At 55.2% G+C, this 10,420-nt stretch carries 10 protein-coding genes; 9 read left to right on the top strand and 1 reads right to left on the bottom strand.

Going from position 1 to position 10,420, the window contains the following annotated elements; genetic code table 11:
• The 3 genes from LJE94_13585 to fusA form a co-directional block, all read left to right on the top strand.
• Positions 1-944 (top strand): aminotransferase class I/II-fold pyridoxal phosphate-dependent enzyme (locus LJE94_13585; GenBank protein ID MCG6911142.1); only part of this gene is annotated, 944 nt, incomplete at its 5' end.
• Positions 945-1,111: 167 nt separating this feature from the next.
• Positions 1,112-1,699: a GerMN domain-containing protein gene (locus LJE94_13580; GenBank protein MCG6911141.1), complete on the top strand. Its 588-nt coding sequence runs from the start codon at positions 1,112-1,114 to the stop codon at positions 1,697-1,699.
• Entirely contained in the window at positions 1,696-3,729 is a 2,034-nt protein-coding gene (gene fusA, locus LJE94_13575) for an elongation factor G (GenBank protein MCG6911140.1), read from the top strand. Before LJE94_13580 ends, fusA begins: the two co-directional genes overlap by 4 nt.
• A 71-nt stretch (positions 3,730-3,800) precedes the next feature.
• Here the strand turns inward: fusA and LJE94_13570 are convergent, their stop codons facing one another.
• The gene (locus LJE94_13570; protein MCG6911139.1) at positions 3,801-5,222 is read right to left on the bottom strand and encodes a M48 family metalloprotease; all 1,422 of its coding nucleotides are present in this window, start codon (positions 5,220-5,222) and stop codon (positions 3,801-3,803) included.
• 435 nt (positions 5,223-5,657) lie between these two features.
• On the opposite strand from LJE94_13570, the gene LJE94_13565 reads away from it, so the two are divergent.
• From LJE94_13565 to ispH, 6 genes are all read left to right on the top strand, one after another.
• The gene (locus tag LJE94_13565) at positions 5,658-6,428 is read left to right on the top strand and encodes an AAA family ATPase (GenBank protein ID MCG6911138.1); all 771 of its coding nucleotides are present in this window, start codon (positions 5,658-5,660) and stop codon (positions 6,426-6,428) included.
• Between the two features lie 50 nt (positions 6,429-6,478).
• A complete protein-coding gene (locus LJE94_13560) occupies positions 6,479-7,351 on the top strand; it encodes a ParB/RepB/Spo0J family partition protein (GenBank protein MCG6911137.1) in 873 nt (290 codons plus the stop codon).
• 126 nt (positions 7,352-7,477) lie between these two features.
• Positions 7,478-8,002, top strand: a complete 525-nt coding sequence (locus LJE94_13555) for an NYN domain-containing protein (protein MCG6911136.1) — start codon at positions 7,478-7,480, stop codon at positions 8,000-8,002.
• Positions 7,999-8,406: a DUF3842 family protein gene (locus tag LJE94_13550; GenBank protein MCG6911135.1), complete on the top strand. Its 408-nt coding sequence runs from the start codon at positions 7,999-8,001 to the stop codon at positions 8,404-8,406. Before LJE94_13555 ends, LJE94_13550 begins: the two co-directional genes overlap by 4 nt.
• A 24-nt stretch (positions 8,407-8,430) precedes the next feature.
• Positions 8,431-8,619 carry a CooT family nickel-binding protein gene (locus LJE94_13545; protein ID MCG6911134.1) on the top strand — a complete coding sequence of 63 codons (189 nt, stop codon included), beginning with the start codon at positions 8,431-8,433 and terminating at the stop codon, positions 8,617-8,619.
• 45 nt (positions 8,620-8,664) lie between these two features.
• Positions 8,665-10,407, top strand: a complete 1,743-nt coding sequence (gene ispH, locus LJE94_13540; GenBank protein ID MCG6911133.1) for a 4-hydroxy-3-methylbut-2-enyl diphosphate reductase — start codon at positions 8,665-8,667, stop codon at positions 10,405-10,407.
• The last annotated feature ends 13 nt before the right edge of the window (positions 10,408-10,420 follow it).

Below are 10,420 nucleotides of genomic sequence, written 5' to 3'. Positions count from 1 at the left end.
AGAAAAAATACGCGTGGACGGTTCCTTCGGAAGCGATCGTATGGCTTCCGGGCGTGGTGAGCGGATTGAACCTCGCCTGCCGGAGCGTGGGTGAGGCCGGTGATCAAGTGGCTACCCTCACACCGGTGTACCCGCCTTTTTTTACGGCTCCCAGCTATTCCGACCGGCGTCTTTTGACGGTGCCGCTGGATCAAATGGAACACGGCCGCATCGCCGGTTGTCAGCAATGGGGGCTTGACATGGACAGGTTCGACGGTGCCGTCTCGGAGCACACCGCTCTTTTCACGCTCTGCAACCCGCACAACCCGACCGGGAGGGTCTTCAGCCGGCGGGAATTGACGGAGATGGCGGCTGTTTGCGATCGTCGCGACATCGTGATCTGTTCCGACGAGATTCACTGTGAACTCCTGCTCGACAGGAATAAAACGCACCGCCCCATCGCATCCCTTGCACCCGACATATCCCGGCGGACCATTACCCTGATGGCACCCAGCAAAACATTCAATATACCCGGGCTGAACTGCTCTTTTGCCGTCATTGAAAACAGGGACCTGCGTTCCCGGTTCAAGGCGTGCATGCAGGGGATCCTTTCGGGCGTGAACACCTGCGGCTATGTGGCCGCCTTGGCTGCGTTCAGGGGAGGCGGTGCATGGCAAACGGCTCTCATCGACTACCTCATCGGGAACAGGGATACCGTGGAGAAGGCCATCCTGGCCGCCGAAGGGCTGAAAGTCAACCACGTGGAAGCCACTTATCTGGCCTGGATAGATGCCCGGACCCTGCCCGTGGCATCGCCGGCCGCTTTTTTCGAAGCTGCCGGTGTGGGGCTTTCGGACGGTAAAGATTTTGGAGGAGAGGGATTCCTGAGACTAAATTTCGGATGCCCGCGGTCGACATTGAACGAGGCGCTGACAAGGATGTTTCATGCTCTTGAGGCCCTGTAGGCTCGGGGCGTTTTTGTTCAACCGGGTTGACATCGTGCGTGTATTGGCATAGAAATCCTGTGCTTCAGTTGGAAATAGCCCTTTTTTTCAGGAACGGCCACCAATGCATCCTGCGGGCTGCCATGGAGATGAGCGCCAAAAGGTTGTGCAGAAGGCCTGAGCGACACATGGATATGAAAACGGTCGACAACCATAGGGTTCTCCCACGGATAAAGGCGCCTTTTCACGTGGTCTTGTGCCTTCTCGTACTGCTTTGCGGTGTGGCATGTGATGACGGGCAACCCCAGGGGGAAGCCGCAAGGGAAATTGCCGACGAACAGCCGGCCCGCGGCGAAAAGAGCGTCGTTCACCTCTATTTTGCCGATCTCGAGAACGAGTATCTGACGGCCGAGGAGGTGCGCATGCCCATGGCGGCCGATGCAAATACGCTGGGCCGTGCCATTGTTGACGCGTTGATCCGAGGACCCCGGAAAGCCCTGTTGCGCACCATTCCCGAGGGGACCACGCTGAGGGCGTTCCACCTGTTGGAAAACGGTACGGCCTACGTGGACCTCTCCGCGGCGGCGAAAGAAAACCATCCCGGAGGCGCCAGGTCGGAATTGATGACCATCTATTCGCTGGTCAATTCACTTATCTTAAACATGCCGGACGTGGCTGCCGTAAAAATTCTAATCGACGGTCACGAGGCAACGACGCTGGCCGGGCATATCGACCTTCGATATCCCTTCACGGCCAATATGCTGCTGATTCGATGAGTACAAAGACAAAAATAAGCAATATTCGCAACATCGGTATCATTGCTCACATCGATGCGGGTAAAACCACGGTTACCGAACGTATTCTTTACTACACGGGGCGTTCCCACAAGATGGGTGAGGTCCATGACGGTGAGGCGGTCATGGACTGGATGATCGACGAGCAGGAGCGCGGCATCACCATCACCTCCGCCGTCACCGCATGTCAGTGGAAGGGACATGAAATCGACATCATCGACACACCCGGTCATGTGGATTTCACCATCGAGGTGGAGCGGTCGCTGCGCGTGCTGGACGGTGCGGTGGGTGTGTTTTGTGCGGTAGGCGGTGTGGAGCCGCAGTCCGAAACCGTCTGGCGCCAGGCCGATAAATACAAGGTGCCCAAAATCGCCTTTGTCAACAAGCTGGACAGGGTCGGTGCCGATTATTTCAACGCCGTGAAGATGATGAAATCGCGTCTTGCCGCCAACCCGCTCATCCTGCAGCTGCCGGTAGGTTCGGAAGATGCATTTGCGGGCATCATCGACCTTATCGAGATGCAGCAGATCGTTTGGGACGAGGGATCCCTGGGGGAATCTTTCGAAACAAAACCCATCCCGCCGGACCTCGAGGATCGGGCGGGACAATACAAGGAGAAGCTGCTGGAATCCCTGGCTGAGGTGGATGATGGTATCATGGAGGCTTACCTGGCGGAAGAACCGATCGACACATCGGACGTAAAGGCCGCCGTCAGGCGTGCCACCATCGATCTGAAACTGGTTCCTGTCCTGTGCGGGTCGGCGCTGAGAAACAAGGGCGTTCAACCGTTGATCGATGCCATCGTGGACTATCTGCCGAGCCCTGTCGACATTCCACCGATCCAGGGAGTGGATCCGGAAAGCGGGGAAACAGTGGTATGCCCCCCCCGCGAGAATGAGCCACTGGCGGCGATTATTTTCAAAGTCGCCATGATGGAAGGCCGCAAACTGTCCTTCATACGAATTTACAGCGGCCGCATCAAAGCCGGAGAATCGGTGTACAATCCCGGCCGCAAAAGCGAAGAGAAACTATCCAGGATCCTGCGTATGCACGCCAACAAAAAAGAGCGTGTCGAAACCGCCGGGGCTGGAAGCCTCGTCGGGGTTGTCGGGCTGAAACAGTCCGCAACGGGTGAAACGCTTTGCTCGAAAAAGCGGCCCGTGCTCCTGGAAAAGATCGATTTTTACGAACCCGTTATCTCGGTGGCCGTGGAGCCGAAATCGCACGCCGATCAGGAAAAGCTGGATGAAGTTCTCAACAAGTTCATGCTCGAGGATCCCACACTGAAGGTCAAGGTAGACGAGGACACCGGACAGACGATCTTGTCGGGGATGGGGGAACTCCACCTGGAAATTATCATCAGCCGTATGCTGCGGGAATTCAAGACTCACGTCAATGTCGGCAAACCCCAGGTGGTATACCGGGAGACCATCGAGAGGGAGGCGACAGGGGAAGCCGTGTTTGACAAGGAGGTGGCCGGTCAGCGCCATTTCGGTGAGGTCCACCTGACCCTGCGCCCCAGGCCGAGGGGGGAAGGCAACCGTTTTTTGAGCAGGGTAGACGAAACCATGATTCCCGGCAATTTCATTCCGGCCATCGAGCTGGGCGTACTGGAATCGCTGGAAAGCGGAATGGCCATGGGATATCCGGTAGTGGACGTCGAGGCCGTGCTGACGGGCGGTTCCTTCAAGGAATCGCTCGGTTCGGACCTGGCCTACCGCGTAAGCGCATCCATGGCCTGCAAGGAGGCGCTGTCTGGGGGGACCCCCTTTCTGCTGGACCCGATCATGGAGGTGGAGGTTTTTATCCCGGAGTCGTTCATGGGGGACGTGATCGGCGATCTCAACGCACGCGGGGGAAAGATCGAATCCATCGAGCCCCAGACGCGCATGCAGGTGATCAAGGCCGTCGTACCCCTGGCCAGGATGTTCGGCTATTCCACCTCATTGCGCTCGGCCACCCAGGGCCGGGGCACCTTCACCATGAAATTTTCCCGTTTCGACCGCAGCTGAAGTGAACGAAAGGTGTGACTCACAACACATTCTTTCCTGTGCTATCGATGGTGAACAGGTCCTGTGGGATATCAGGGCGTTTGCCTGGATGCCTGGGTAATGCGCCGGTTGAGGTCTTCGAGCTGTTTGTCTATTTCTTCCTGCCTTTTAGGGTCCGTGGTGATCTCCTGTGCCCGTTTCAGATGAAAGACCGCACTTTTCAATTTGCCACGGCGCGCATAATACATTCCGAGATGATAGTGGGCGCCCTCCATGTTGCCCTGCTGCCCGTAAGCGGTTCCCAGAAAATAGCGTGCTTCGCTGAAATCGGGGTAATTTTTCGTCAACCCTTCCAGGATGTCGACCGCCTTCTCAGCCTGGCCCAGTTCCATGTAGGTGCGACCTAGAAAAAACATGGCATCGGGGTTGGACGGTCCCATTTTCACAGCCGGCTCGAGTACCCGCAGGGCTTTTTCATAGTCACCATCCTGAAAGTAAATTCTGCCGAGTTCGCCTAGCAACTGGGGGTTCAACGCCTTTTTTTCCAGGGCGTTCAAGAGGTGATCGATGGCCTCTGTGCGCCTTCCTACCCTGGACAGCACAAGGGCGTAGCCGTAATTGGCGAAAGGGTCTTCGGGAGAAACCCGCAACCGCGCCTCGAATCGTTTGAGCGCCCCGCTTTCATCGCCGTACTTGCCCGTCAGGGTCGCCTGCATCATCTGAAAGGCTTCCGTATCGGGGTGATATCGTTTTGCCTCCGGAACCTGGTGGCTCTCAAGCCACAGATCGATATTGGCCATGCGATCTTCCGAAGCGGGGTGGGTCATCAGGTAGCTGGGGACCTGTTCGGAGCCGAACCACTGTTTGCTGCGGATGGTTTTCAGCGAATCCAGCAACCCTTCTGCCCCGTATCCGGAGTCGTACAGATAGATTAACCCCAGCTGGTCGGCCTGGAGCTCATCTTCGCGGCTGTAGGCCAGCATGGCCGACTGACTGGCGGCCATGGATCCCATGACCACGGCACTGCCGACATCTCCGGCGCCTGCCGCCCCCAGAAAAATACCAGCGGCGATGCCTGCCAACGTTGCCAGACTGATTTTCGGCGCCCGATCGATTCTTTGGGATATGTGACGGCAGACAACGTGGGCAATTTCGTGGCCGATTATTCCGGCGAGCTCCTCTTCGCTTTTAAGCGCCTCCAAAAGGCCGCTGTTGATGAAGATGTGTCCGGCAGGTGTGGCAAAGGCGTTGTAGACGTCCTCCTTAATGATATGGAAATGGTAGTGAAAAGGCTGGGTGGGCACCACCTTAAGGATGCGCTGCCCCACTTCGTTGACGTAGTCTTCAATAACAGGGTCTTTGATGAAGGTATACCGGCTGGCCACAACGGCCATGAACTCCTGGGAAAGTTCCTCTTCCTCTTTCAAGGTGATGCCGTGGCTCGGGCATGCCAGCATTCCTATGAGGCCCACTACCATCAGGCAGGCCATCGCTGATTGTTTCCATGTGCGCATGTCGATTTTCTATCAAAAACCGGGGGAAACGGCAAGCTTCCCCTATTTGCCCAGAAGCTATTGTGTTTGTACAGTAGGCGTGTTAATAACAGCTTCTCCCTAACCTGTGCGTTTCAAATTTTAGGGGTCGCTTATTTTCATCTATTTTCAAAGGATTACATCGATTTTAATCCCTAAAATTTGAAACCCGTTGGGATTGCCGATCTCACCGCATCTACTGTGTCGGATGCCTTGCCGCATAGCCCACTATAGCGGAAAAGCATCTTCCTTGTATATGCGGCAACCCCGCCCTTCGGCGGGGAAGGCTCTCGACAACGCCCATACTAAGAATAAGCATCATCCGCGCTGTTGTACAATGATGCATTTAATGTTTATAATGCCTGAACCGGATGGTTCAGGATATCGACATTTGAAACGAACAGAAAATTTTTATTTATGAAGCAAATATTTTGCATTGCCAATCAAAAGGGTGGTGTGGGCAAGACGACCACCGCCGTTAACCTGGCCGCCGCCTTGGGGGCGGCCCAACAGAAAACGCTGCTGGTGGACTGTGACCCGCAAGCCAATGCCACCACCGGTCTCGGCATCGACAAAAGCGCCATTGATAAAACCCTCTACCACGGGCTGATCGGAGAGGAAGCGGTCGAGAGCCTCATTGTAGACAGCGAGATCGAGGCCCTGAAGGTCATCCCTTCACGCGTCGAACTGATCGGGTTTGACGTCGAGATGCTTTCCAGACCGGCAAGGGAAAAGGCGCTGAAAGGGCTGCTTGACGATGTAGATCCGTCTTTTGAGTACATTATTCTCGACTGCCCCCCTTCGTTGAGTCTCTTGACCATCAATGCCATGGCAGCCGCCGATGCCCTGATTATTCCGTTGCAGTGCGAGTTTTACGCTCTGGAGGGGTTGAGCCAGCTTCTGCAGACGGTCAAACGGATCAAACGCGGTTTGAACCCGGGACTCAGGATTGCCGGCATCCTGCTGACCATGTTCGACAAACGTACAAATTTGTCTTACCAGGTGGCTGAAGATGCGGAAAAATATTTCAAAAACCTGGTGTTCAAAACAATCGTTCCACGCAATGTCAGGCTGGGCGAAGCCCCCAGCTTCGGCAAGCCCATCCTGATGTATGACGCCTCCTCCATAGGGGCTAAAAGCTACATGTCACTGGCGGAAGAGATTATGAACAACCGTCATTTTTTATAATGATAAGGAGGGCTTCCTCACTGACGGGGACAGCTGAAAAACAGGTAGAGATGCCAAAAGAAAGAACCCAAAAAAGGAAAAAAAAGGCCCTGGGCATGGGATTGGGGGCCCTTATACCGGATATCGATTCCATCGACAACATGTCAAATGAATATTTCCAGTGTGACATCGAACTGATTCAGCCCAATCGCTATCAGCCACGCACCCAGTTCCCGGAAGACGAGCTTGCGGCACTCTCCCATTCCATTAAAGAACAGGGGGTTATTCAGCCTCTTTTGTTGAGAAGAATCGATGACGGCTATGAACTGGTGGCCGGGGAGCGACGTTTGCGGGCGGCCAGGATGGCGGGCCTTTCAGAAGTGCCATGCGTGGTGAAAAACTACACCGACGCCAAGATGCTGGAAATTTCCATCGTGGAAAATATACAGCGCGAGAGCTTGAACCCCGTCGAGGAAGCGGACGCCTATCACCGGCTTATCGCCGAATTCGGCCTGACCCAGGAAGAGGCTGCAAAAAGGGTGGGAAAAAGCCGATCCTCCGTGGCCAATTTTCTGCGGATCAGAAATTTGTCCGGAGCAATCAAAGAGAGCCTGATCGACGGCAGCCTGAGCATGGGGCATGCCCGCGCACTGCTCGGCATTGCAAACAAGGCGCAACAGCAGGTTGTCTGGAAAACGGTGGTTTCAAAGGGCCTTTCCGTACGGGAAACGGAAATCCTGGTAAACAAACTTAAACCCGGAAACAAAGCACCCAAAAAACGGTCTGTCGACTCAACCGACATACACCTGTCGAGGATTGCCGAAGCGTTGTCCCGCCACTATGGCACCAAGGTCCAGATCAAGCGGCATGGGAAAAAAGGCCGGGTGGAAATAGAATTTTACGGGGACGATGACCTGGACCGCCTTCTGGAGCTGTTGGGATGACGAGGGTCCTAAGCTTAAACTCCGCGGCCCTTCAGTTACATAAACAACCATAAAGGCAAAAGATAGGTACTGAACAATATCGGGGGTGAGACCAGTACCGGGCCCTGTTGGCCCGGGTATCTACGCATGGCGGTTCACATCATTATCGACGGGTACAATCTGATTCGCCAGTCAGCCGACCTGAGCCGGCTGGACAGGCAGGATCTCGAGATGGGACGTGAGGCGCTGTTGGACATGCTGGTGGCCTATAAAAGGGTCAAGCACCACCGCATAACGGTTGTTTTTGACGGAACCGATGCTTATTCTTTGTACCGACAGCGCGAACGGGTGGGCGGCATTGCGGTGCTTTTTAGCCGCAGCGGAGAGACAGCCGATACCGTGATAAAGCGTCTGGCGGACCGCGAAGGAGAAGGCGCCCTGGTGGTGAGCTCCGATCGGGCGGTCGGCGACTACGCTTCTTCACGGAAGGCGGCAACGATGTCTTCACCCGAATTTATGGACAGACTGATCATGGCTTCCTGGCCCGACGGCAAAGTCATCGATCCGGACCGGGAACTGAACGGCTGGACGCCGACCACTCGAAAAAAGGGGCCCCGCCGCAGGCTGTCTAAAAAGGAGCGCAAAAACAGACGTAAGATCCTAAAACTATGAAGAAAATTTGTGTTATTGATGGACAGGGCGGCGGTATCGGCGGCGCCATTATAAAAAAAATCAAGGAAGCCTACGGGGAGAAGGTCGAGATTATCGCCCTGGGAACCAATGCCATCGCCACGGCGCAGATGCTCAAGGCAAGGGCGAACAGGGGCGCTTCCGGTGAAAATTCCATCGTGCAGACCGTGCAGCTCGTGGATGTTATCGTCGGCCCTATTGGGATCATCATAGCCCATGCCATGCTTGGAGAGGTCACACCGGCAATGGCCGAGGCGGTGTCGCGGAGTCCTGCCAAAAAGATACTGCTGCCGCTTACGCAGGAAAACGTGGAGATTGCCGGTATCGAGGATGTGCCGCTCCCGAGGCTGATCGAGGCGTTGATCGATAAGAATTTGATGATATAAAAACAAGGCGATGAGGGAGAAACAATGTGTGAAGCCAATGCTTACTTAATAGAAGGGGATGAACCCAGCTTGATCATGGAAGCTGTGGACACGGTGGAACCTGAAGACGACGGCATCCGACTGGTCAGTATTTTTGGGGATCAGAAATTCATAAAAGCCCGGATACATGCGCTTTCGCTTGTCGATCACAAGGTATATTTAAAGGCGTTTTGATTTGTTGCGCTGTGGACGAAACAGCCACCCACACGGCGGGTTTGTGTGAAGATTCTCATTGCCAAGACAGCGGGATTCTGTATGGGAGTCCGACGAGCTGTGGAGATGGTACTCGATACGCCCCGCCAGGAAGGTCAACCCGTTTGTACCTATGGACCGCTCATTCATAACCCGCAAGTACTTAAAATATTTGAAGAAAGGGGCATTTATGCCCTGGATGAAATACCGGAGAAAGGGTCCGGTTCAATTCTCATCCGTGCCCACGGCGTTCCGCCGGATATAAAAGCCAAGCTTGCCGCAGCGGGGTTCGAGGTCATCGATGCGACCTGCCCCCGGGTTATCAGGGTGCAGACCATTATCCGTAAACACGCGGAAAAAGGCTTTGCGTCGATCATCATCGGTGACAGGGACCATCCGGAGGTGGCGGGCCTTCTGGGATATACCGGCGGCAGGGGATACGTGGTCGACAACATGGCCGACCTGAAAGGCCTGCCTGAGTTTGAAAAAGCCATTATCGTGGCCCAGACCACTCAGAACACCGGCTTTTTCAATCAGGTCATCGACTGGGCTGGGCACAAATTTCCCCACTACAAGATATTCAACACCATTTGCGATTCAACGGAAAAGCGCCAGGTGGAAGTGAAAAGCATGGCGGCATCGGTGGATGCCGTCATCGTGGTGGGAGGCTACAACAGCGGCAACACCAAAAGGCTGGCCGAAATTGCCGGACAAACGGGAAAGCCGGTGCTGCATGTTGAGACGGAGGACGAAATAGACGCCGCGAAACTCGGCGGTGCAGAGCGTGTGGCCATCACCGCCGGCGCCTCGACGCCCAACTGGATTATCAAACAGGTATATCGCCGACTCGAATTCATGCCTGCCAAGGGTCGGGTTGCCTGGCGCCAGACCGCCTTTCACATACAAAGGGTTCTCCTTTTGACCAACATCTATATCGCCCTGGCTGCCGGGACGCTCTGCTTTGCGTGTGCAAGGCTGCAGGGTGCCCGGGGTGTCATGCCACAGGTGCTGATATCCATGCTCTATGTTCAGTCCATGCACATCCTCAATCACCTGATGGGTAGAAAATCAGACCGCTTCAACGATCCCGAAAGGGCTGATTTCTACGCACGCAACATGGGATGGCTCGCAGTGCTGGCGTCGGTTGCCGGCGCCGCAGGATTGTACATCGCGTACACCTTAGGGCCGGCCCCGTTCACCATCCTCCTGGCGATGAGCATATTGGGGCTGTCCTACAACCTGACCATCATCCCCGGAGGTCTGGTGCGCAGGCAGGGCATGAAAAGGCTCAGGGATATTCCCGGTTCGAAAACAATCCTGATCGCCGTGGCATGGGGGGTCGTCACATCCATATTTCCGGCATTCGGCATGTCATCGGAAGGTATCGGTCCGGGAACCGTTGCGGCTTTCATTTGGGCGTCGGGAATGGTTTTTGCCCGCACGGCCTTTTTCGAGGTCCTCGACATGCAGGGCGACCGCATCGTCGGTAAAGAGACCATTCCCATCCTCATCGGCGCCGAGCGGTCCATGCGCCTTTTAAAAATCGTGCTGCTCATGCTGGTGGCGATACTGTGGATCTTCACCTTTTCCAGCGTCTTTACTAACCTGGGCTACGGTCTCTCCATCTGCCCGGCGCTCATGCTTCTGGTCATGCTGGCCAATGAAAAGGAGTACATGCTGCCGGGTATCAAACTGGAGTTCATCCTTGAGTCGACGGTCGTCCTTTCCGGAGTGATCACGCTCTTGTGGCTCCTTTTCGACAAGCTTTAAATTTGAATTCCCC

This window comes from Deltaproteobacteria bacterium, from assembly GCA_022340465.1.
In the GTDB taxonomy this organism is placed as follows: Bacteria; Desulfobacterota; Desulfobacteria; order Desulfobacterales; family B30-G6; genus JAJDNW01.
This window is presented reverse-complemented; position numbering and strand designations above follow the sequence as displayed.

Coding starts and splice junctions, on each gene's coding strand:
- LJE94_13550 (MCG6911135.1), top strand. CDS start 7,999: ATGAAGAAAATTTGTGTTATTGATGGACAGGGCGGCGGTATCGGCGGC.
- LJE94_13545 (MCG6911134.1), top strand. CDS start 8,431: ATGTGTGAAGCCAATGCTTACTTAATAGAAGGGGATGAACCCAGCTTG.
- LJE94_13565 (MCG6911138.1), top strand. CDS start 5,658: ATGAAGCAAATATTTTGCATTGCCAATCAAAAGGGTGGTGTGGGCAAG.
- LJE94_13580 (MCG6911141.1), top strand. CDS start 1,112: ATGGATATGAAAACGGTCGACAACCATAGGGTTCTCCCACGGATAAAG.
- fusA (MCG6911140.1), top strand. CDS start 1,696: ATGAGTACAAAGACAAAAATAAGCAATATTCGCAACATCGGTATCATT.
- LJE94_13560 (MCG6911137.1), top strand. CDS start 6,479: ATGCCAAAAGAAAGAACCCAAAAAAGGAAAAAAAAGGCCCTGGGCATG.
- LJE94_13555 (MCG6911136.1), top strand. CDS start 7,478: ATGGCGGTTCACATCATTATCGACGGGTACAATCTGATTCGCCAGTCA.
- LJE94_13570 (MCG6911139.1), bottom strand. CDS start 5,222: ATGCGCACATGGAAACAATCAGCGATGGCCTGCCTGATGGTAGTGGGC.